The organism is Streptomyces sp. NPDC047917, from assembly GCF_043204345.1.
GTDB lineage: Bacteria > Actinomycetota > Actinomycetes > Streptomycetales > Streptomycetaceae > Streptomyces > Streptomyces sanglieri.
On sequence record NZ_JBIDCA010000008.1, the window covers coordinates 163,277 to 185,688 of the forward strand.

The window sequence follows — 22,412 nt, forward strand, 5'->3', positions numbered from 1 at the left end:
CGGCCCCTCCCCGTCACGGGCGGACGGCGGCCCCTACGGCCGCAGCCTGCGCTCGTTCATCACGTCCTGCCGGTCGAGCCGTGCGTCGAACTTCGCGAGTGGCTTCGCCTTCGACGGGTCGTCCCGCACGGCGGCCGGGGCGACGCCCGCCCAGCGCAGGATGGCCGCGGTGGCCTTCGCGCTGTCGTTCTCGGCGAGCCCGGCCACGCTGGCGCCGTGGTTGCCGCCGGGCTCCGTCATGACGTAGCTGTCACGGGAGCCCGCGCCGACCCGGAAGCGCTCCGCGCCCCAGGGGTCGTTCTCCCCGTACACGTACAGCATCCGGTCGGCGTGGTGCTTCACCCAGTTGTCGATGTCGCGCATCACCGACGGCTGGAACCTCATCGGGATGGAACGCGGCACGAAGGTGCGCGGCGGCTGGTACCCGTACCGGCTGAGACCGCCCACCCACGGCTGGCGGATGTCGGGCGAACCGAGCTGGGTGCCCGCCTGGTAGTAGTACGGGGTGTACCGCTCCAGGCTCTGGTCGGTGTAGGTGGAGAAGCCGGAGATCGAGTCGATGGAGTCCCAGATCGCCTGGTCGGTGGCGGATCCGGCGTCGGCCGGGACGGTGTCGCAGTCGGACAGCAGGCTGTACTGCCAGTACGCCCAGACGTAGTCCATGACGACGGCCTCGTACGCCTTGTCGAGCGAACCGGTGGTGTCGAAGGTGTAGCCGTTCGCGGCGGCGTACTCCCGGTACCTCTTCTCCAGCGGTTCGCGGCGGACCAGTGCCTCGCGCTGGACACCGTTCACCCGGTCACGGCACTCCTTGGTGCCGACGTTCTCGAAGAACCGGTCGTAGGCCGAGTCCTCCTTGTCCACCACGTCGTTGGGCGCGACGTACGCGACGACGCCGTCCATGTCCCCGGGGTGGAAGCGCTCGTAGTAGGTGGCCGTCATGCCGCCCTTGGAGGCGCCGGTGGTCAGCCACTTCTTGGTGTAGATCCGCTTCAGCGCGGTGAAGACGCGGTGCTGGTCGTCGGCGGCCTGCCGGATGTCGAGCTTGGACCAGTCTGCGGGGGCCGGCCGGGACGGGGTGAAGTAGCGGTACTCCAGGGAGACCTGGTTGCCGTCGACGATCCGGGTCGGCTCGGCTCGGCCGGGGCTCGTGGAGACGTTGTACCCGCTGGTGGAGAAGACCGTCGGACGGGAGGTGTCCTTGTGCAGCACGGTGATGCGCTGCTGGAAGGTGCCCCTGGACGGGTGCCGGTGGTCGATCGGCTGGGTGTAGTTGAGGACGAAGTAGCGGTAGCCCGCGTAGGGCTTCTCCTCGATGAGGCTCATCCCCGGGATGGCCAGGATGCGGTCCTTGATGTCCGTGCCGGTGCCGTCGTCCGCGGCGGGGCCGGTCCGGATCGCGGCCGGTTCCGCGGCGGTGGCCGCCCCGGCCGAGGCACCCGTCACGCCCACCGTGCCGATGAGCACCGCGAGCGACAGGAACCCTCTGAACGCCTTGCGCATACGCCCTCCCAGGAGTCACAACAGTCGCCGTGAACCTAGCGGGGCGACACCCGTGCCGCCAGACCCGGTCGACACGGAGCGGCTGCGGGTCGGGCACGGTCCGAACGGGAGGTTCCGGGTCAGCAGAGGATCCAGCCCGTGCTGCCCGACTTCCCCGAGATGGTGGCCGAGGCCCTGACGCACCGGTTCAGCGCGTGCACCGTCACCGGGCCGGCCTGCTTGGTGTACCGGCCCCGGTCGACGACGGGGCTGCCGCCGCGCGCCTGGAGCGTCACGGACATGGCGCGGCGCGGGCCGGACTTCTTGGCGACCGCGATCGCGCAGGCGTAGGAACGGCTCTTGTAGACGCGCAGCTCGCCGGTCTTGAACGAGACCGTCTTGGCGGGGCGACCGGCGCAGACCGAAGCGGCGTCGGCGCGGCCGGCCGAGGGGCCGCCGAGCACCAGGCCGAGGGCGGCCACCAGCGGCAGGACCACCGAACACACCAGCATCCGACGGGTGCGAGCACTCCCGCCTCCGTCCCGGCCCGTGCCTCTGCCTCCGTCCCCGCCCGTCCCCCTGCCTCTGCCTCTGCCTCTGCCTCTGCCTCTGCCTCTGCCGTGACCCTCGTCGGAAATTTCGACCTTTCCGGACTTTCGCGTCCCTCTGAGCACCAGCAACTCCATCACCGTTCGAACACCTACGCCCCTGCGCGGCGCATACGCATACATGCGTACGACGCAGGAGGCCATCCGGAGGTTGCGCACGGCGCGCTCCGCACCCCGGGCAACCGAACCGCCACAGCATGACTCCAACAGGACAGAGCCATACGAAAGGCAGGAACTGTCATGCTTCAGCTCCGCAACGCACAGGGCCCCCGCGCCCGGCGCCTCATCGGCCGGACACTGCTCGCCTCCGCTCTCCTCACCGCCGTCGCCGCTCTCCCGGCAGCGGCGGCGGCCCCGCAGACCCCGGCGACCGCGGCGGCCCCGGCCCGCAACGCGACCGGCGCCCCCGCGTACCAGCAGGTCGCCCACTTCTACGGCGCCTACATCGATGCCGTCACGGCCGAGAACGGCGGCAGGCTCGCCACCGACCTGCGGAACTTCTATCTGACCCGCCAGCTGCGCGAGCGGCTGAGCACCTGGGAGCAGCGCAACCACGCGGACGGTGTGCTCCGCGCCCAGAACACCCCGCTCGCCTTCCGGGTCACCCCGGGCGACAGCGCCGCCGGCCACACCTGGTCGACGGTCCGGCTCACCTGGAGCACCGGCAAGCACCCGACGTACTCGTACCTGACCGTCCGCTCCGACCTGCAGACCGCAAAGATCTCCGGCATCGGCGACTGACCCGGAGACCCGCCGGGACGGGCCCGCCGCTCATACCTGTGCGGGCTCGTCCTCCCCGATGAACGTGCGCCACAGCACGGCGTAGTGCCCCTCCCTGGCCAGGAGCTCGTCGTGCGTGCCGTCCTCGACGACCCGGCCGTGGTCCATCACCACGACCCGGTCGGCGCGGGCCGCCGTGGTCAGCCGGTGGGCCACGACCAGGGTGGTGCGGCGGCCGGTGAGCTGGTCGGTCGCCTGGTTGACCAGGGCCTCGCTGGCCAGGTCCAGTGAGGCGGTCGCCTCGTCGAGCAGCAGGACGTCCGGGTCGACGAGCTCGGCGCGGGCCAGCGCGATCAGCTGGCGCTGGCCGGCCGAGAGGTTGCGGCCCCGTTCGGCGACCTCGTGCAGATAGCCGCCGTCCAGGGTGGCGATCATGTCGTGGGCGCCGACCGCCCGCGCCGCCGACTCCACCTCGGCGTCGGTGGCCTCGGGCCGCCCGTAGGCGATGGCGTCCCGGACCGTGCCCTCGAAGAGGTACGCCTCCTGCGGCACGACGCCGAGCCGGTGCCGGTACGCGGTGAGGTCGAGGCGGCGCAGATCGGTGCCGTCCGCGGTGACCCGGCCGCCCGTGGGGTCGTAGAAGCGGGCGACGAGCTTGACGAGGGTGGACTTGCCCGCGCCGGTCTCGCCGACGAAGGCGACCGTCTGTCCGGCCGGTATCCGCAGGTCGACCCCGGCCAGCGCCTCCTCGGCGCCGTCACCGGAGCCGTACGCGAAGGACACGTCCTCGAAGGCGATCTCGCCGCGCAGCGACAGCACGTCCAGCGGTTCGTCCGCGGTGTCGGTGGAGGTCGGCTCGCGCAGCAGCTCCTGGATGCGGCCGAGGGAGACGGTGGCCTGCTGGTAGCCGTCGAAGACCTGGGAGAGCTGCTGCACCGGGGCGAAGAACAGATCGATGTAGAGCAGGTACGCGACCAGCGCACCGGTGGTGAGCGTGCCGTTGTCGACCCGGCCCGCGCCGACGATCAGGACGGCTGCCGCGGCCACCGAGGACAGCAGCTGCACGAACGGGAAGTAGACCGAGATCAGCCACTGGCCCCGGACCCGGGCCTCGCGGTAGTGGTCGCTGCGCCCGGCGAACCGCTGCGCCCCGTCGTGCTCGCGGCGGAACGCCTGCACGATCCGCAGCCCGGAGACGGACTCCTGGAGGTCGGCGTTGACCACGCTGATGCGCTCGCGGGCCAGCTCGTACGCCTTGACGCTCCTGCGGCGGAAGAAGAACGTGCCGATGACCAGCAGCGGCAGCGTCGCGAAGACCACGAGGGCCAGCTGCACATCGAGGACCAGCAGCGCGACCATGATGCCGAAGAAGGTGACGACGGAGACGAAGGCGGTGACCAGACCGGTCTGCAGGAACGTCGACAGCGCGTCCACGTCCGTCGTCATCCGGGTCATGATGCGGCCGGTCAGCTCGCGCTCGTAGTAGTCCAGGCCGAGCCGCTGGAGCTGCGCGAAGATCTTCAGCCGCAGCGAGTACAGCACCCGCTCGCCGGTCCGGCCGGTCATCCGGGTCTCGCCGATCTGGGCGGCCCACTGCACGAGGACGACCACCAGGGCCAGCGCGGACGCCGCCCAGACCGCGCCGAGCGCGAGCTGTGAGACGCCCTGGTCGATGCCGTGCCGGATCAGCACCGGCAGCAGCAGACCGGCGCCCGCGTCGACCGCGACCAGCGCCAGGCTCACCAGCAGCGGCAGCCCGAAGCCGCGCAGCAGCCTGCGCAGCCCGTACGAGTCCTCGGCGCGGACGGCCCGTGCCTCGTCGATGTCGGGGGTGTCGGTGGCGGGCGGCAGCGCCTCGACCTGGGCGAGCAGCTCGGGGGTGGCGGGCATGCCGGCCGCGTCGGTGTCGCGCGGCTCCTCCTTGCGCACCCACAGGTGCGGGCTGATCCCGCGCTCGGCATCGAACTCGGCGTCCAGTTCCTCCTGGAGCGCGCGCTCGTCCTCGGGGCTGGTGTCGGCCGGGGCGGCCGCCGGCCGGTGTCCGGGCGAGGTGCCGCCCAGCTCGTCCGGGTCGGTGAGCAGCCGCCGGTAGAGCGGGGAGCGGCGCTCCAGCTCCTCGTGGGTGCCGATGTCGGCGAGCCTGCCGTTCTCCAGGACGGCGATCCGGTCGGCGAGGCCGAGGGTGGAGCGGCGGTGGGCGATCAGCAGGGTGGTGCGGCCGGCCATCACCTGGCGCAGCGCCTCGTGGATCTCGTGCTCGACCCGGGCGTCGACGGCGGAGGTGGCGTCGTCGAGGAGGAGCAGCCGGGGGTCGGCGAGGATGGCGCGGGCGAGCGCGACGCGCTGGCGCTGGCCGCCGGAGAGGGTGAGCCCGTGCTCGCCGACCTTGGTGTCGTAGCCCTCGGGCAGCTCAGCGATGAACCGGTCGGCCTGGGCGGCGCGGGCCGCCTCCTCGATCTGTTCCCGGGTGGCGTCGGGGAATCCGTAGGCGATGTTGGCGCGGACGGTGTCGGAGAACAGGAAGCTGTCCTCCGGTACGAGGCCGATGGCGGCGCGCAGCGACGCGTGGGTCAGTTCGCGGACGTCGTGGCCGCCGACCAGGACGGCGCCGTGCGTCACGTCGTAGAAGCGGGGCAGCAGCAGCGAGACGGTGGACTTGCCGCTGCCGGAGGCGCCGACGACGGCGACGGTCTCGCCGGGCTCGATGGTCAGCGAGAACCCGTCGAGGACGGGGCGCTCGGCGTCGTAGCCGAACCGTACGTCGTCGAACTCGACGCTGGCGGGGGCGTCCGCCGGGAGGTCCTTGGTGCCGTCCTTCATGGTCGGCTCGGTGTCGATCAGCTCCAGTACGCGCTCGACGCCGGCACGGGCCTGCTGGCCGACGGTGAGGACCATGGCGAGCATCCGGACCGGCCCGACGAGCTGGGCGAGGTACGTGGAGAACGCCACGAACGTGCCGAGGGTGATCTCGCCGCGGGTGGCGAGCCAGCCGCCGAGCGCCAGCATCGCGACCTGGCCGAGCGCGGGGACGGCCTGGAGGGCGGGGGTGTAGCGGGAGTTCAGCCGGATGGTACGCAGCCGCCCGGCGAACAGCCTGCGCCCCACCTCGCGCAGTTTGCCGGTCTCCTGCTCCTCCTGCCCGAACCCCTTGACGACCCGGACCCCGGAGACGGCCCCGTCGACGACTCCGGCGACGGCGGCGGCCTGCCCCTGGGCGTACCAGGTGGCGGGGAAGAGCCGGGCGCGGGAGCGGCGGGCGATGAACCAGAGGGCTGGGGCGACGGCGATCGCGACCAGGGTGAGCAGCGGCGAGAGCCACGCCATGATCACCAGGGAGATGAGGAAGAGCAGTACGTTCCCGATGGTCATCGGGAGCATGAACAGCAGCCCCTGGATCAGCTGGAGGTCGCTGGTGGCGCGCCCGACGACCTGGCCGGTGGACAGTTCGTCCTGCCGCTTCCCGTCGAGCCGGGTGATCGTCCCGTACATCTCGGTACGGAGGTCGTGCTGCACGTCGAGGGCGAGCCGGCCGCCGTAGTACCGGCGGATGTACGTGGCTATGTACACGAGCCCGGCGGCGGCTATGAGGAGCCCGGTCCAGACGGCGAGGGACCGGGTGTGGCCGACCACGACGTCGTCGATGATCACCTTGGTGATCAGCGGGACGAGCGCCATCACCGCCATGCCGGCCAGCGACGAGCCGAGCGCCAGCAGCACGTTGCGCCGGTAGCGCCATGCGTACCCGCACAGCCGCCGGGCCCACCCCGGGGCCCGCGCCGCGCCCTGTACGTCCCCTGCGTCCGTCACCGGTGCCTCCCCGTCCGACCTGCTCTACCGGAAGGCACCAACGCCATGGGCAGCGGATTTCATCCCGCCGTTACACAGGCGGGCCGAAGACGGGGCCATTGACGTAGGGCGGGTGCGACGGCCGGCGTAGGACCGACCCTCGACCGACTGCGTCAACCGTGCGCGCCCCGCCCACTCGTCCTGCTGACTTCATTGGCACCTCACGGCGATATACGCTTCCCTGTATATACGCTTCTTTACATGGATGATCTTTTCACCGTCGAGATCGAGCCGGAGGTCCGTCTGTGGCTGACCAACCTCTCAGCGGCCGACTACGAACGCGCGGAGCACGCCGTCGGCCGACTCGCGCGGAGCGCGACCACGCTGGTCGAGCCGCACCGCACGACACCTGGGCGACGGTGTGCCGGAGTTGCGTTTCGATCTGGGGCGCAGCCGCGAAGCCGTACGGATCTCGTACCGGCTGGCGCCCGAACGCCGCATCGTGCTGCTGACCGTCTTCCGCAAGACGCGGCAGCGCGAGAATGCCGAGGTCGTCCGTGCCAGGCGGGCGAAGGCCGTCTGCGAAGAGGAACACAAACCGGCACATGACGTGTTCACCCGCGACGTCCAGGAAGGAAGAGCACGTGGTCAGTCACGCAGAGTGGAAGCTCGCCCGGGACCGGAAGGTCGCAGAGAGCATCTCGGAGGGGGAGGACGGCGCCGAGAGTGCCGAGCGCGTGCGGCGGCGCCAGGAGCTCGATCTGGCCTGGGATCTCGGGCAAGCGGTCTACGACCGCCGCACCGAGCTCGGCATCGCGCAGACGGAACTGGCGCGGCGCGCCAGGATGACCCAGCCGCAGGTCTCCAAGCTGGAACTCGGAGGCACCATGCCAACGGTTCCGCTCCTCGCCCGCCTGGCGCGGGCCATGGACTCCACGTTCAGCATGGAGCTGGACGGCGACACGATGCGGGTGGCCTTCACCGCGCACGCGGGTTCCGGGGGGTCGGCATCGGACGCGGGGACGGACGGCGGGGCGGACGCGGGAACGGACGGCGGGGCCGCGGACGCGGAGGCTGCCGGGGCCCGCGCAGCCCATGGCTGAGCGGGGCCCCGGCGCGGGGGGGGGGGGGGGGGGGGCGGCGCCGCCGGGGGGGGGGGGGGGGGGGGGGGGGGGGGGGGGGGGGGGGCGGGGGGCGGGGGGGGGGCCGGGGCCCCGCCCCCCCGGGGGGGGGGGGGGCCCCGGGGGGGGGGGGGGGCCGGCCCGCCCCCCCCCCGCCGAAGCCGGTCCCTACGGCCGCGGCGTCGCGGTGAGCATCCGTACGGCCGGGGCCTCCGGCACCGCGGGCACCGCCTCCTGCGGGGCGGCGGGCGGAGCGATGGTCGAGGTCGTCTTCGCGGCCACGGCCGGGTTCAGGTCCTTGTGCACGGCGCGGGCGACGGCCTGGATGGTGTTGATGCCGTCGTTCATCGTCTTGTTGTCCTGGGTGAGCACGGTGATCCCGTAGTCGTGCCCCTTACCGGTGAACGCACCGATGCTGTGCACCCGCCAGCCGTGGGTGGCGCGCGGCAGCCAGCCGTTCTTGACCTGCACGGTCGTCCCGGACGGCGCCCCGGCCGGCGTGCCCCAGCGCTGTGAGGAGACGACCTTACGCATCAGGCCCAGCTCGTAGGCGCGCGAGTTGTCGCTCAGCACGGAGTTCTTGGCGGTCAGCAGGGTCAGCAGCCGCAGCTCGTCCTGGGCGGTGATCTGGGTCAGCCCCCAGTAGCCGCCGGAGCCGGGCACGGTGTGTGTCATCCCGGCGGCCTTGAGGAACGCCTTGACCTTGGTCACCCCGAGCTGCTTCCACAGGCTGGTGGTCGCGTTGTTGTCGGACTTGGTGATCATGGCGGTGGCGAGGTTGGTCTCACGCTGGGTGAGATAGCGGTTGTGCTTCTTGTTGTCCCAGAGCAGCGTCGCCAGCACGGTCGCCTTCACGACACTGGCCGAGTCGTACTTCGTCGTCGCCCGCAGGGTGCAGTTGGTCTTGGTCCTGCGGTCGTAGAGCGCCACGGCCGTCGTCGACTTCCGGCCCTTGAGCGCGGCGGTGATGTCCTTCGTCAGCTTCGCGGCGAGCCCGGCCTTGCCGGACGTGCAGCTCACCGTGGGCGTCGCCGCCACGGCCGGCGCGGCGCCGAGTGCCACGGGCGCGAGCACGCCCGCGGCGAGCGCGACGGAGAGCGCGGCCTTGGCGCGACGGGATATGCAGGGCTGTTCTTTCATGCGGCTGGTCCCCCATGGGTGGATCGGTACGGTGCGCCCCCCGGCGCACCCGGGAGTAACGACTCACCGGTGCGCCGGAAAGTTGCGCGATGCGGGCTGTGATTCGCCGCCGTCGGGCGGGTATCGGTCACCGGGTGCGACCCGGCACATCGACCGAGGGAGAAACGTGACGAGCGCTCAGCCGGTCCGGCACGCCGAGGCATACCACTGCGGCCGGCTCTTCGCGGCGGTCGCGGCCCTGCAGAGGCTCGCGCAGAACGAACACCACGGGCTGGGACAGCCGGGAGCCGCGGAGAGGGCCGCCGCGCGGCCGGAACCCGTTCTGCGGGAGCCCCTGCGGGAGATCGTCCACTACCTGGTGCAGGCCCGGATCCGGGGGCAGGGAGCGGCGGCGGACCCGGTCTTCCGGTCGCTGACCGACTTCCTGCCCCCGGCGAGGAGCGTCCCCACCAGCCTCCGTCCGGAGGAGCGGCCGGACTTCCACCGGGGCAGGGAGGAGCAGGCGGCGCTCCTCGCGAAGGAGCATCCGTCCCTCAGGTGAACGCGCCGCCCGCCTGCGGCCGAGCGGGCCGGCGCCTACAGGTGCGTCGGCTCGAACATCCTCAGCAGGGCCGGGAGCACGACCACCGAGGGTCCGGGCGCCGCGAGGGACGCGGCCAGGTCGGCGGTGAGTGTCTCCGGGGTGGTGCGGGTCGCGGGTACGCCGAAGGACTCGGCGAGGGCCACGAAGTCGGGGCGGGCCAGCTCCGTCGCGGTGGCCTCGCCGAAGGCACCCGTCATGTATTCGCGCAGGATGCCGTAGCCGCCGTCGTCGACGATCAGCCAGGTGACCGGTAGGTCGTACTGGCGGGCCGTGGCCAGTTCCGCGATCGAGTACATCGCGCCGCCGTCGCCGGAGACCGCGAGGACCGGCCGCGTACGGTCGGCCGCCGCCGCGCCGAGGGCGGCCGGGAAGCCGTAGCCGAGGCCGCCCGCGCCCTGCGCCGAGTGCATCGTGTTGGGGTGGCGGGCGTCGAACGCGGACCAGGCCCAGTAGGCGAGGATCGTCATGTCCCAGAAGCTGGGGGCCGTGTCGGGCAGCGCCTCGCGGACCGAGGCGATCAGCCGCTGTTCCAGGGTGAGTTCCTGGGCGGCGATCCTTTCCCGTACCGCGTCGAGGACCGTACGGACCCGGTCCGGCGCCGACGGGTCCTCGCGGCGGTCGACCGCTTCGAGGAGGTCGGACAGCGCCTCTCGGGCATCGGCGTGGATGCCGAGCGCGGGGTGGTTGGACTCCAGCTTCCCGGCGTCCGCCTCGATCTGGATCACCCGGCCGCGCGGGGTGAACGTGTGGTAGTTCGAGGAGAGTTCACCGAGTCCGGAGCCGACGACCAGCAGTACGTCGGCGGACTCCAGGAACTCCGTCGTGTACCGGTCCTCCAGCCAGGACTGGAGCGAGAGCGGGTGCTCCCACGGGAAGGCGCCCTTGCCTCCGAAGGTGGTGACGACGGCAGCGTCGAGCTTCTCCGCGAGTGCCCGCAGCTTGCCGGACGCGTCGGACCGAACGACTCCGCCGCCCGCGATGATCGCCGGGCGCCCGGCCTTCGAGAGCAGGTCGGCCGCCACGGCGGTCAGTTCGGGACGGGCGTACAGCTCGCGCGGGGTGGCGTCCATCGCCGTGACGGCCGGAAGCGTGGTCTCGGCGAGGAGCACGTCCTGCGGGATCTCGATCCAGACCGGGCCGTGCGGGGCGGTCAGCGCGGACTCCCAGGCGGCGGCGATCGCCGACGGGATCTGGGAGGCGGTGCGGACGGTGTGGACGGACTTCACGATGTCCCGGAACGACGCCTTCTGGTCGCGCAGTTCGTGCAGATAGCCGTGGCGTCCGCCGCCCAGGCCCGCCACCGGGATCTGGCTGGAGATGGCCAGCACGGGGGCGGAGGCGGCCGCCGCCTCCTGGAGCGCGGCGAGGGAGGTGAGGGCGCCCGGCCCGGTGGAGAGCAGCAGGGGCGCCACTTCCCCGGTGATCCGGCCGTACGCGTCCGCGGCGAAGCCCGCGTTGTTCTCGACGCGCAGCCCGATGTACGTCAGACAGGAACGGCGCAGCGCGTCGAACATGCCGAGCGCGTGCTGGCCGGGCAGCCCGAAGACGGTGGTCGCGCCGAGGCCCTGGAGGGTCTCGACGACGAGGTCACCGCCGTTGCGGCCTGCCGGGGGGTTCAGCGCGGCCGCGATCTGCTCGGAGGTGAGCCGCGGCCGCTCGTCGTGGTGGTCGTGGCTCACTTCGTACGGGCCTCTGCGATCTGGCGGGACATGATCGTGGTCAGCTCGTACGCCGTGTGGGAGGCGGCGACGGAGGTGATCTCGGCGTGGTCGTACGCGGGGGCGACCTCGACCAGGTCGGCGGAGACCAGGTTGCAGGAGGACAGCCCACGGACGATCTCCAGGAGCTCGCGGGAGGTCAGGCCGCCGGCCTCGGGGGTGCCGGTGCCGGGGGCGTGCGCCGGGTCCAGCACGTCGATGTCGATGGAGATGTACAGCGGCCGGTCGCCGATCCGCTGGCGCAGCTGGTCGGCGACCTCGTCGACGCCGCGCCGCATCACGTCGGCGGAGGTGACGATGCCGAAGCCCATCTTCGCGTCGTCGTCCAGGTCCTGCTTGCCGTAGAGCGGGCCGCGGGTGCCGACGTGGGAGAGCGCGGAGGTGTCGAGGATGCCTTCCTCGACGGCACGGCGGAACGGGGTGCCGTGGGTGTACTCGGCGCCGAAGTAGGTGTCCCAGGTGTCGAGGTGCGCGTCGAAGTGGAGCAGGGCGACCGGGCCGTGCTTCTTGGCGACCGAACGCAGCAGCGGCAGCGCGATGGTGTGGTCGCCGCCGAGCGTCATCATGCGGGCGCCGGTGCCGAGCAGGTCGTCGGCGGCGGCCTCGATCGTCTCGACGGCCTCGTTGATGTTGAACGGGTTCGCGGCGATGTCACCGGCGTCGGCGACCTGTGCGAGTGCGAAGGGCGAGGCGTCCTGGGCCGGGTTGTACGGGCGCAGCAGGCGCGAGGCCTCACGGATCGCGTTGCCGCCGAAGCGGGCGCCGGGACGGTAGGAGACACCGGTGTCGAAGGGCACGCCGACGACGGCGACATCGGCCGTGCCGACCTCGTCGAGGCGGGGCAGCCGGGCGAACGTCGCGGGCCCGGCGTACCGCGGGACGCGGGAGGAGTCGACGGGGCCGCGCGGCGTTTCGTTGCTGCTCATGTGGGGTGCCTTCCTTCGGGTTGCGTGCGTTGTCCAGTGTGCGGGGCGGGGCGGGAGGGGCATGGCCGCCCCTCCCGGGGAGTGCGGGAACGGTTATGTCGCGGCCGGTTCGTGCGCCGGCTCCTCCGTAGTCGCGCCCCGTCCCGCCAGCCGCTCGCGCCAGGCGGCGAGTACGGCGGCGTCGGTCGGCTTCGTCGCCAGGGAGACGGTCACGTACACCGCGAGCGAGGCCAGCAGGCCGTAGTAGACCGGTTCGTTGGCGAGGATCCCGTATCCCGCCATCAGGCCGATCACCGCGAGGCCGCCGACCGACACCGCGGCCAGCGCGCCCGCCGCGGTGCCCCGGCGCCACAGCAGACCGCCGAGGATCGGCACCAGCAGGCCGCCGACGAGCAGGTTGTACGCGACGGTCAGGGCCTCGACGACGTTGTTGAGCGCGATGGCGATCACGATGACGGCGACGCCCATGACGAGGATGAAGACCCGGTTGCCCTTCACCTCGTCGTGCTCGCCCCCGGCGGCCTCGCCGCCCCGGGACACCACTCCCCTCAGCCGGGACCAGATGTCGTTGTTGGCGACGGTGGCACAGGCGATCAGCGCGCCGGAGGAGGTGGACATCACCGCGGCCAGCGCGGCGGCCAGCACCAGCCCGCGCACGCCGATCGGCAGCTCGTCCTTGACGATGGTCGCGAACGCGGCGTCGGCGCTGGGCAGCTTCGGGTACATGACCTTCGCGGCGGTGCCGATGACGGCGCCGGCGACGGCGTAGATCAGACAGTAGGTACCGGCGACGGTGCCGCCGATGCGGGCGACCTTGTCGCTGCGGGCGGTGAACACCCGCTGCCAGATGTCCTGGCCGATCAGCATGCCGAAGGTGTAGATCAGCACATAGGTGAAGATCGTCTCGCCGCCGATGCCGAGCGGGTCGAAGTACTCGGTGGGCAGCTTCGCCTTCATCTCGCTGAAGCCGCCCGCCTTGATCACCGCGATGGGCAGCAGGAGCAGCAGCACGCCGATGGTCTTGACGACGAACTGCACCATGTCGGTGAGCGTGATCGACCACATGCCGCCGAGCGTGGAGTACGCCACGACGATGGTGCCGCCGAGGATGATCGCGACGGTCCGGTTCAGGTCGAAGAGGACGTCGAAGATGGTGGCGTACGCGATGGTCGAGGTGACCGCGAGCATCAGCGTGTACGCCCACATCACGACGCCGGAGATGATCCCGGCCCGGCCGCCGTAGCGCAGGTCGAGCATCTCGGAGACGGTGTAGACCTTCAGCCGTGCGATGCGTGCGGAGAAGAAGACGGACAGGGCGAGCAGTCCGAGGCCGATGGTGAAGACCATCCAGGCGCCTGAGAGGCCGTACTGGTAACCGAGTCCTACACCGCCGATGGTGGAGGCACCGCCGAGGACGATGGCGGCCATCGTGCCGGAGTACATGCCGGGGCCGAGCCTGCGGCCCGCCACCAGGAACTCGCTCTTGGACTTGGCGCGGCGCATGCCCCACCAGCCCATGGCGAGCATGCCGGCCAGATAGACGATGATCACCGCGTAGTCGACGGCCATGGGCTTCCTCCACTTCGGTCACAAGTGCACATGCCTTACGTGAAGAAGACGGTAGGTGGCCCGCAAGCGACGCTGAAGAGTACGTTTCATCCATAATCGAAGCCCCTGATGGATGGACCGTCCATGCCGGAAGCCCCGGGCGGGCCGACCCCGACGCCCGCTCCCCCGCCCACCCCTCCGATCCCGCTCGCCGAGCTGCTGGCCCACGAGGAGCTCGGACTGCGCCGGATCGCGGGTCCGGCGGAGGCGGATCTGCTGTGGGTGCACACCTCGGAGATGGCCGACCCGTACCCGTATCTCCTCGGCGGTGAGCTGCTGCTGAGCGCCGGGGTGCTGCTGAAGGACCCGGACGCGTTCGTGGACCGGCTGGTGGAGGCGGGGGCGGCGGCGCTCGGTTTCGGGGTGACGCCGGTGTTCGACACGGTGCCGCGGGCGTTGATCGAGGCGTGCGACCGGCACGGTCTGCCGTTGCTGGAGGTGCCGCCCGAGACCCCGTTCACGGCGATCGCCCGGACGGTGTGGCGGTTGATGGCCGAGGCCCGCCACCGCGAGCTGCGCCGGGTGACGCGCGCCCAGCAGGCCCTGGCCTCGGCGGCGGCCCGGCCGGACCCGGTCCCGGCGGTGCTGCACCAGCTGGCGGCCCAGCTGGAGGGCCGGGCGGCGCTGCTCGCCGCGGACGGCGAGGAGCTGCACGCCTCGGGCCGCCGCCCGGCCCCCGATGCCGGAGCGGCGCTGACCAGACTCACCCGGGTGGTCCGCGCCGGGTCACGCCCCGCCCCGGCGTCCGCCACCGACACCCTGCGGGACACCCATCTGTCGGCCTACGCGCTGGGCGGCGGCCAGGGGCTGGTCCTGGCGCTGGCGACGGACCGGCGCGAGGCGGGCGACCACACCATCGCCGGGATCGCGGTGGTCCTGCTCTCCCTGCTGGCCGCCCCGCACCAGGGCGCCGACGCCGCGGGCCGCTCGGCCGCGCTGGTACGGATGCTGCTGGGCGCGGACCCGCAGGACGTGGCGCCGCTGCTCGGGGGCGCCGAGCAGTGGACGGTGGTGCACGCGCGCCGCAGCGGCGACGGCCCGGTCGACCCGCTCACCACCGGCGCGCTGGGTGCCGCCCTCGGCTCGGCCCTGGTCGACGCGGGCCGGAGCGGCGACGCCGTACGGGTGCTGGTCCCCGGCGGCGACCGGATCACCCCGCAGTCCGGCTGGACCCTCGGCGCGTCCGCCCCGGCCGCCATCACCGCCCTCGGACTCGCCGACGACCAGGCCTCCAGGGCCCTGGGCCGCGCTGTCGCCACCCGCACCCCACTGGCCCACCACAACAACGGTGGCGGGGGCGGCCTGGCCTCGCTGATCCCGCCCGACCGCGCCGAGGCGCACGCCCGCGCCCTCCTCGCCCCGCTCACCGAGCCGCTGACCGAGACCCTGCGCTGCTGGCTGAGCCTCCACGGCAGCTGGGACCGTACGGCCACGGCCCTGCGGATCCACCGCAACACGGTCCGCCAGCGCATCGCCCGCTGCGCGGCCCTGCTGGACGTGGACCTGGACGACATGGACGTGCGGACGGAGCTGTGGTTCGCACTGCGGGTGCGGTGAACGGGGAGGCTTCAGCCCTCGCGGGCTGAAGCAGCGAGCCGCTCGCCCCGGCTCCGGGCGATCCGGTGCACATCGCGCAATGCCTCGGCCATGCGGGCCAGGACGTACCGGAGCTGCGCCGAAGTGACCTGGCCGTCGTCGAGCATGTCGTCGGCGTGGTCGAACCGTTCGAGCGCCATGCCGGGCTGCACGCTCTCGATGTTGTCGGCCACGCGGGAGACGCGTCCGGTTCCGTCACCGACGACGTAGCAGGGCTTGCCCTCCGCGCTGGACCACGGAAGCAGTCGCGCCGAGACGCCTGCCGGCTGGTCCGCGTTCGTCACCTCCGTCAAGGGCGGGCCCCTCCAGGGCTGAACGCCTCAACAGCACTTCGACCGACCGGCCCCGTCGTCGGACGGGACCGTCGCCGTGACACGGTCAAGGCCGGGAGTGCCGAGTGAGCCATTGCTGAAGTTCGCGGTGGCGGAACTGATAGCTGGGCCCGCTGTAGCGCAGGAGGCCGGCGGTGACGGCCCAGTCGAGGAAGACCGCGAGGCGGAAGGGCAGCTTGCCGCGCGAGCACAGCAGGAACACCCCGTACCTCCGCGCCGCACCCGCCAGTCCGCTCGCGCACCCGACCACGAGCCCGACAACAGCCACAACCACGGCCCCCATGGCTCCACCCCTGACCCACATCGTGAACCCGACCATGAGCCCGGCCATGAGCCCGGCAAGGGGCCCGATCACGAGTCCGTAGGCCATGTCGTCGCGGACAATCGCCCAAGGGTTGGCCACAGTGGTCGGCTCTTCCTTGAGTCCGTTCACGAAGCCGCCGATGAGCCCGCCCGCGAGCGCGAAGACGAGTCCGACGAAAAGTCCGAGTCTGAGTCCGCCCATGAGCCCGGACCCGAAATCCGAGGCCCCGAGTCCATACGCGAGCCCGAGTGCGAACCAGACCCTGAACCAGGTACTGAAACCGGTCGCGAACCCGCCCGTGAGCCCGGCCATGATTCCGCCGGTGCAGCCGACCACGAGCCCGACCTCGACACCCAGCTCGATCCCCGGGAACGCATTCGGGATATTGAGCTGGAGGTCGAAGAGTTCCGCGAGCGCGTACCACCCCCTGCCTTCGAAGGACACCAGCATCGCGACTCCGATCGCGAAGCCGACGGCGAACCAGATCTTCGATCCGGCCCAGAACCTGGCCCTGAATCCGCGCTGGAGCGTTCCCCGGGGGATGCGGAGCCGGTTGGGCCCGGGTGTCGGACGGAAGGAGGCGATGCCGGCGAACGCTGCCAGCGCGGCGAAGAGGGTGGTCGGAAAAGGTTCGTCCTCGATGAGGCCCACGAAGGCGAAGGCAAGGACGGCAGCGACGGCGAGCGTGGTGAGGACGATGTCGGCGATGCGGACGCGGGTGGTGCCGGCCAGGGTCCAGAGTCGGTGGAGGGTGAGGTCGGTGGACGGGGCGCCCGTGAGGTGGCCGGTGAGGTGGTGGAGCCAGCGATGGACGTCTTCGGGCCGGTAGCCGCGAGGGTTGGGCGTGTTGGCGACGGTGGCGGGGACGTAGCGGGTGAGGAGGTACTCGTCGAGGTCGTGCCCGTCGGTGTGGTGGAGGAGTTCTGAGGGATCGCCGTCGCGGTGGTAGACGGTGGCTGTCAGGCACAGCCGCCAGGGCGTGGACAAGGTGGTGGTCAGCGGGCTGGCGGGCTGGGTTTCGAGGTGGTCGATCAGGGGCTGCCAGCGGGGGGTGTCGATGGCCCGCGCGCGGAGATAGGTGACGGCGTGGTCGGCGTCGACAGGGGCGACGGCGATGCGTGCGGCGTCGATCAGCCGGTCCGTGGGGGCGAGAGCGTCGTAGTGAGCGGTGCGGCAGGTCAGTACGAGGGAACCGGCGTTCCGGCCGTCCTGGTAGGTGTTGAGCGCTTCCAGAACGGCACGGGCGCGGGGCGCGTCGGGATCCGGGGTGCCGTCCGGGCGCAGCGGATCCATCTCGTCCAGCCCGTCCAGGACCGGCAGGACCATCCCGTGCTCGACCAGGCCGGCAGCCGTGCCGGCCGGCCAGCCGTACGCCTCGGCCAGACGCCGTGCCAGCACGTCGGTCAGGGGCTGGTCGGTGTCCCACTGGGCCAGCGAGATCCGGACCGGCACGGGATCGCCCTCGGCGCGGTCTTCGATGAGGGCAAGCATGAGTTCCAGGGCCAGGACGGTCTTTCCCGCCCCGGCAGCCCCGGTGACGACCAGACGCCGGGGCCGGGTGGAGCGGTAGTACTCCAGGACATCGGGCAAGGTGGCGGGACCGTCGGCGAACGTACGCCCGGCAGGCGGGGCCGTAGCGGCCCGTTCGCTCATCGAGTGCAGGACATAGGTGAGGTTGATGCGCTGGACGTCGGAACCGAGCAGCTGCCGCCGGACCCTGCTTTCACCCTTCTTGACCTCCCCGGCGAGCTTTCCGGCACGGCCACGCGCGAGTTCGACGCCATTTCTCTCGACCGGCTTGACCGCGATCGCCAGACCGACCACACCGATCGGAACACCGAGAAGAGTCGCGATATCGACGGGCTTGCGCTCATTGTCGGCGACGATGTTCCATACGGCGAAAGTCACGCCTGCCGCAATCAACACCGCGCACACGACACGCACGACCCGCCTACTGCGCCGATGGCGGCGTTCCTCTAATCCGAGCATCCCCCGATCATGCCGCCCCAGCGGATACTCCCGGGGCGCAAACGTCAGTTGATGGCCGAGCGACGCCCTGCGGAGGCGGTGATCGGCCCGGCGGCGCCCGCTACCGCAGCCCGAGGCAGGGCAGCCAGTCGCGCGAGGTGTCGTGGGTGGCGGTGAGCAGGGCACTGAGTGCGCCCGGGGCTCCGGTGAGCAGCGAGGTCCGGGGCCGGTCCGGGGCGAGGGCCGCCGGCAGCCGGGTGGTCAGGTGCTCGGCCAGCCGGGCGCCGAGCACGGCGGCGGCCGACAGCCGGGCCCAGCGGTGGAAGGCGTCCGCCACGACCAGCACGCCCGCCGCGCCGTGGCACAGCGCGAGCCGGTCCGTCAGCGGGTCGCCGAAGAGGTGGAAGTCCTCGTCGTACCGCTCCGCGAGGGTGGCGAAGGCGGCCGCCGCCCAGTCGGCCGCCGCCCGGTCGCCCAGCACGTCGGCCGCGTCCCACAGTGCCCAGGTGATGCCGGGGGTGCCGTAGCACCAGGCCTGCCGGGCCCGCGCCCCGGCGGGCGGCGGGCCGTCGCGGCCCGCGCCGTCCCAGCTCCGGACACCCCGGTCGTCCTCGAAGGACTGCTCCACCAGCCAGTGGGTGGCGCGGCGCAGGGCATCCGTCAGCCGTGGCCGTGGCCCGGTGCGGCGGACCGTGGCGGTGAGCGCGGCGACGAGTCCCGCCACTCCGTGGCCCATCCCGGTGTTCACCCGGCCCTGCATCCAGCCCAGCCGAGGGTGGTCCGCGTACTGGCCGATGTGCAGCCGGCGCAGGTCGTCGCTGTCGCACAGCGCCGCCAAGTGGGCGGCGAACGGCAGGAGTTGGCGTACGGACGGCTGTGGTTCCTGTGTACAGAGCGCGAGCAGGGTGCCGGCCGGTCCGCCGATGAGGTCGTAGTCGGGCAGACCGACGTCCGTCGTCCGCCAGGGGTGCGCCGAGGCGCTGCTCAGCAGGTGGTCGCGCAGCCGGTCGGCGGCGCGGTGCAGCGGGGGGTGGATCCGGGCGGCCCGGCGCAGGCCGACATAGGTTCCGGCCAGGCCGCCGTCGAGCAGTCCGCCGTGGGAAAGGCCGCGGCCCACGGTCCGGGACCAGGCGGCGACCGCGCGCCGGGCGCTCGCCGCCGCGGCGGGGTCGCCCGCCCGGGCGGCCAGCGAGGCCAGTACCGGGACGCCCGGGTCGGAGGTGGTGTTCTCGGACTCGGGGTATCCGTCCAGGAACTGCCGGGCGAGATCGAGTGCCGAAGGATGCGGTCCGGGGCCGTGCGGTGGCATCGGGCCTCCTCGTCGGGGAGCCACCCGGACCGGTCCGGGTGGCTCCGTTCAACTCAGTGACGGACGCGTCTCAACTCAGTGATGGACGCGTCGCGTCCGGTCGGACACGGTCGGCCGGCGGCCTCAGCTGCAGATGACCGAGTCGCAGACGATGATCGTGCACAGGGTGCTGTAGCCGTCCGTCAGCACGGGCAGCTCGGTGCCGGTGATGCGCTCGTCCAGCTCGTCGATGAGGGTGTCGAGGTCGGTGATCTCCATGGTGGACATGGTGTTTCCTCCTGTTTCCTACTGTTTCCCTGGTGGGTTGCCGCCCCGGCATCCGTCCGCACCGGGTGCGGACGGGCCGGGGACGTTCTGGGTGAGGGCGGCGGCGGCAGGCTCGGCCAGCTCCTCGGCGGTCCGGTCGAAGGGCAGCCTGAGCATCAGCTCGGCGGCGACCGGTGCGCCCTCGTGCAGTGCGTCGGACAGCGTCGGCCCGTGCGGTCCGGCCACCGGGCCGGGCAGCATCTCCTCGATGACCAGCTCGTCCCCGGGCAGCGCGGCGCAGGCTCGCTCGATGGCGTTCAGCGCGGTCAGCGCTTCGAGGTCGACCGGCGTCGGCTTGGCCTCGAAGGCGGGCCGCACGAAGACGAACCGCGGCATCGCGGCGGACCGTACGAGCACGGCCAGCGTCCGTACCCGGTCGAGCTCCGCGTCGCCGGGCCGCCACAGCCGGGCCCTGGGAACCCGCCAGGTGGCCGGGGAGACGACCAGGTCGGTACCGATCGTCACCCTCGGCGTACGGACGACGTCCGGGTGCGCGGGGAAGGCCGCGGCGAGACCGTCGAGCCGGAGCACCGTGGCCGCCCACGGGTGCCCGGCCGACAGCAGCAACCGGAACAGCATGTCGTACGGGGGCATCGGGCTACGGGTGGCGTGATGGACGGGCAGCACACGCTCCCCGTCCACCTCGGCGACGATCCGGCCGCCGCAGCGGCGCAGGGTGATGCGGTCGAGGGGGAGATAGCGCGGGCCGGCGACGACGCGACCGCTGGGGGCACTGGACTTGCCGGGGCTGCTGGAACCACCGGGGCCACTGGGGCCACTAAAACCACCGGGGCTACTGGGACCGCCGAGGCTGACAGGACCACCAGGGCCACTTGGACTGCTGGGGCTGCTGGGGCCACTTGGACTGCTGGGGCTGCTGGGGCCGTTGAGGTCATCAGCTTCACCAGGGCTTCCGGCGTTTCCAGGGCTTCCGGCGCCACCGGCGCTTCCGGGGCCCCCGCAGCCCCCAGGGCTTTCAGGCCTCCCGAGGCCGAAGTACGCAGCCGGGTTGGGGTCGCCCGTCCACCAGCGGGTGGTGACGGGGCGCCGGACGGCGTTGGCCGCGCGCTCCGACACCGGCGGTACGAGCAGTTCGACGAACCTCACCCCGGCTCGCCGCTCCACCGCGTCCAGGAAGTCGCGGTAGGCGTCGACGGCGCCGTAGCCGCCGTACAGGTCCTGGAGCGCCTCGGCGAACCGGGCGTCGATGACTCCGGCGGGCGAGGCGGTCTCCAGCACCGCGACGGGCCCCGGGCCGGGCAGCGGGCGCACCAGACAGTCCAGCGGCCAGGGCGGCACCGCCGCTTCGGCGGGCGGCGCTCCGAGCTCGTCCAGGAGGTCGTCGTCGATGTCGACCTGCGCCGCGTCGCGGTGGGCGGCGAGGTGGCCGAGGAGCCGGGCGTATCCGGATTCCGGTCCGTGGGCCGGATGCCATCCCCCGTAGCGGCGCGAGGCCGGCCCGGGGGACGGCCGCTCGCCCGACGACAGCAGCGCGGTCAGGATCTCGCCGACCGGACGCGGACGCTCGTCCAACTGCTCGGTGCCCGGCGTGGGGGCCGGTGCGCCGGAGCCCGCGTCCCGGTCGGCCCGGCGCAGGGCGGCCACGCGGTGGGCGGTCCGCAGGGCGCGCTGGACGCGGGCGGCGGCCCGGTCGGACACGCGGGCGTCCAGACCTCGGTAGGAGTCGAGGAACCAGCCGTCCGGCTCGGGTCCTCCGGACCGGCTGCCCGGTCGGGGCAGCCGCCCGGATCCGGCCACCCGGGCGGCCGGGGACCAGGCGATGCGGCGATGGCGCGGGGCCACGCAGATCTGGAGCACGCCCAGCCCCGTCAGGTGGGTGAGGAACCCGCGCAGTACGACGGGGTCGGCGACCGGCAGCGCGCACTCCAGTTCCGCGAGGGTGCGCGGCCCCTCGGCGAACAGGGCTAGCAGGAGGTCCAGCAGCGCGGTACGCCGCACGGCGACCTGCCTCAGCCGCCCAGGATCGCCCGGGTCGATCGCGTAGCAGCGCAGCGTTCCCGCCCCGCCCTCGTCGCCGCCGTCGGTGAGGGACAGCGGGGCGGGCGCGAGCGCGGTGGCCGGGTCGGCACCCCGCAGGTCCCGCGCGCCGGCGAGGGTGCGTACGACGTGAACGTTCTCCACCGCGGCGGCGGCCAGTCCGGCCAGCTCGGCACCGGGGGCGAGCAGCCCGAACCCCGCCCCGTCCGCGAAGCCGGAACCGCCGACCGGGACCGGAGCGACCTGTCCCACCCAGCCCCGTGGCGTGGTCTTCGCCGCTGCCCGGCCCACGGCCCGCCACAGATACGCGGAACGTTTGCGCAGCCGCTTCCCGGTCCACGTCTCACCGTCGGCCAGGCGTGCGGCCACGTCCTGCGCCAGCCCGGGGCTCGCTCCGTCGACGAACTCCCGCAGGACCGGGCTGGCGGACACCAGTGACCAGGCCAGCGCTCCCACCCGCTCGCGCTCGTCGCCGAGCGCGCGCTCCAGTTCCGCCCGGGTCGCGCGGGCCGAGGCGGCGGCGCGGCAGAGCGCTCCGGCCTCCCGTGCGAGCCACTCGGGTACGGCGGTCACCGTCTCCAGGAATCGGCAGTCCGCCGGACCCGGCGCCGAGCCGGAGTGCAGGCGCCGCCGCAGGGCCAGCACGGCACGGCGCTCGGCGTCCGTCAGGCGCCGGTCGGGGACGACGCCGCTCAACGCCTCGGCGAGGCGCGGGGCCTGCTCGCCCTGCCGCTCGACGGCGTCGGCGTGCTCGACGACCCGGCCGAACAGCCCGGAACCGCCGGCGGCCGTCCAGATCGGGGCGGGGACGCCACAGGCGCGCACCAGGGCGGTGGCGCCGAGGAGCCGGCCGCCGCTCGTGCCGGAGCGAGCAGGTACCGGCGAGGCCACGTGGAGCCCGGTCATG

Annotated in this window: 16 protein-coding genes and 1 pseudogene; 5 read left to right on the forward strand and 12 right to left on the reverse strand. The window is 72.6% G+C overall.

Going from position 1 to position 22,412, the window contains the following annotated elements; all coding sequences use genetic code 11:
* Positions 1-33 precede the first annotated feature (33 nt).
* Entirely contained in the window at positions 34-1,503 is a 1,470-nt protein-coding gene (locus tag ACGF8B_RS20725; protein ID WP_392740442.1) for a S28 family serine protease, read from the reverse strand.
* A gap of 119 nt (positions 1,504-1,622) precedes the next feature.
* The gene (locus tag ACGF8B_RS20730) at positions 1,623-1,994 is read right to left on the reverse strand and encodes a hypothetical protein (protein WP_317866989.1); all 372 of its coding nucleotides are present in this window, start codon (positions 1,992-1,994) and stop codon (positions 1,623-1,625) included.
* Between the two features lie 336 nt (positions 1,995-2,330).
* Between ACGF8B_RS20730 and ACGF8B_RS20735 the strand changes: the two genes are divergently transcribed.
* A complete protein-coding gene (locus ACGF8B_RS20735) occupies positions 2,331-2,831 on the forward strand; it encodes a hypothetical protein (protein WP_392740445.1) in 501 nt (166 codons plus the stop codon).
* Positions 2,832-2,861: 30 nt separating this feature from the next.
* On the opposite strand, the gene ACGF8B_RS20740 is transcribed toward ACGF8B_RS20735, so the two are convergent.
* Positions 2,862-6,617, reverse strand: coding sequence for an ABC transporter ATP-binding protein (locus ACGF8B_RS20740; protein WP_392740448.1), 3,756 nt, complete (start codon positions 6,615-6,617; stop codon positions 2,862-2,864).
* A 240-nt stretch (positions 6,618-6,857) separates the two neighbouring features.
* Between ACGF8B_RS20740 and ACGF8B_RS20745 the strand changes: the two are divergent.
* Positions 6,858-7,227 (forward strand): annotated as a pseudogene (locus ACGF8B_RS20745) (type II toxin-antitoxin system RelE/ParE family toxin); the annotation flags it as partial.
* Positions 7,228-7,240: 13 nt separating this feature from the next.
* Complete coding sequence (locus tag ACGF8B_RS20750; RefSeq protein WP_392740451.1) at positions 7,241-7,699, forward strand: helix-turn-helix domain-containing protein; 459 nt, start codon at positions 7,241-7,243, stop codon at positions 7,697-7,699.
* A 186-nt stretch (positions 7,700-7,885) separates the two neighbouring features.
* Here the strand turns inward: ACGF8B_RS20750 and ACGF8B_RS20755 are convergent, their stop codons facing one another.
* Positions 7,886-8,857 (reverse strand): serine hydrolase, encoded by a 972-nt coding sequence (locus ACGF8B_RS20755; protein ID WP_392740454.1) that lies wholly within the window; start codon positions 8,855-8,857, stop codon positions 7,886-7,888.
* A 166-nt stretch (positions 8,858-9,023) separates the two neighbouring features.
* Between ACGF8B_RS20755 and ACGF8B_RS20760 the strand changes: the two genes are divergently transcribed.
* A complete protein-coding gene (locus ACGF8B_RS20760) occupies positions 9,024-9,398 on the forward strand; it encodes a hypothetical protein (RefSeq protein ID WP_392740457.1) in 375 nt (124 codons plus the stop codon).
* A gap of 35 nt (positions 9,399-9,433) precedes the next feature.
* Here ACGF8B_RS20760 and ACGF8B_RS20765 read toward each other — a convergent pair whose 3' ends face one another.
* The 3 genes from ACGF8B_RS20765 to ACGF8B_RS20775 all read right to left on the reverse strand — a co-directional run bounded on the left by ACGF8B_RS20765 (position 9,434) and on the right by ACGF8B_RS20775 (position 13,653).
* Positions 9,434-11,119: a thiamine pyrophosphate-binding protein gene (locus ACGF8B_RS20765; RefSeq protein WP_392740460.1), complete on the reverse strand. Its 1,686-nt coding sequence runs from the start codon at positions 11,117-11,119 to the stop codon at positions 9,434-9,436.
* Positions 11,116-12,084 carry an agmatinase gene (gene speB, locus ACGF8B_RS20770; RefSeq protein WP_124717598.1) on the reverse strand — a complete coding sequence of 323 codons (969 nt, stop codon included), beginning with the start codon at positions 12,082-12,084 and terminating at the stop codon, positions 11,116-11,118. The genes ACGF8B_RS20765 and speB overlap by 4 nt, the downstream gene beginning before the upstream one ends.
* Before the next feature lie 93 nt (positions 12,085-12,177).
* The gene (locus tag ACGF8B_RS20775; protein WP_392740464.1) at positions 12,178-13,653 is read right to left on the reverse strand and encodes a sodium:solute symporter; all 1,476 of its coding nucleotides are present in this window, start codon (positions 13,651-13,653) and stop codon (positions 12,178-12,180) included.
* Between the two features lie 123 nt (positions 13,654-13,776).
* On the opposite strand from ACGF8B_RS20775, the gene ACGF8B_RS20780 reads away from it, so the two are divergent.
* Positions 13,777-15,249: a PucR family transcriptional regulator ligand-binding domain-containing protein gene (locus tag ACGF8B_RS20780; RefSeq protein WP_392740467.1), complete on the forward strand. Its 1,473-nt coding sequence runs from the start codon at positions 13,777-13,779 to the stop codon at positions 15,247-15,249.
* A gap of 11 nt (positions 15,250-15,260) precedes the next feature.
* Here the strand turns inward: ACGF8B_RS20780 and ACGF8B_RS20785 are convergent, their stop codons facing one another.
* The 5 genes from ACGF8B_RS20785 to ACGF8B_RS20805 all read right to left on the reverse strand — a co-directional run bounded on the left by ACGF8B_RS20785 (position 15,261) and on the right by ACGF8B_RS20805 (position 22,411).
* The gene (locus ACGF8B_RS20785; protein ID WP_392740470.1) at positions 15,261-15,581 is read right to left on the reverse strand and encodes a hypothetical protein; all 321 of its coding nucleotides are present in this window, start codon (positions 15,579-15,581) and stop codon (positions 15,261-15,263) included.
* A gap of 85 nt (positions 15,582-15,666) precedes the next feature.
* Complete coding sequence (locus ACGF8B_RS20790) at positions 15,667-17,832, reverse strand: NACHT domain-containing protein (RefSeq protein ID WP_392740472.1); 2,166 nt, start codon at positions 17,830-17,832, stop codon at positions 15,667-15,669.
* A 181-nt stretch (positions 17,833-18,013) separates the two neighbouring features.
* Positions 18,014-19,201: a lanthionine synthetase LanC family protein gene (locus tag ACGF8B_RS20795; RefSeq protein WP_392740474.1), complete on the reverse strand. Its 1,188-nt coding sequence runs from the start codon at positions 19,199-19,201 to the stop codon at positions 18,014-18,016.
* A gap of 123 nt (positions 19,202-19,324) precedes the next feature.
* On the reverse strand, positions 19,325-19,468 hold the full coding sequence (locus ACGF8B_RS20800) for a hypothetical protein (protein WP_392740477.1): 144 nt from the start codon (positions 19,466-19,468) through the stop codon (positions 19,325-19,327).
* An 18-nt stretch (positions 19,469-19,486) separates the two neighbouring features.
* Positions 19,487-22,411 carry a lantibiotic dehydratase gene (locus tag ACGF8B_RS20805; RefSeq protein ID WP_392740480.1) on the reverse strand — a complete coding sequence of 975 codons (2,925 nt, stop codon included), beginning with the start codon at positions 22,409-22,411 and terminating at the stop codon, positions 19,487-19,489.
* Position 22,412 lies beyond the last annotated feature (1 nt).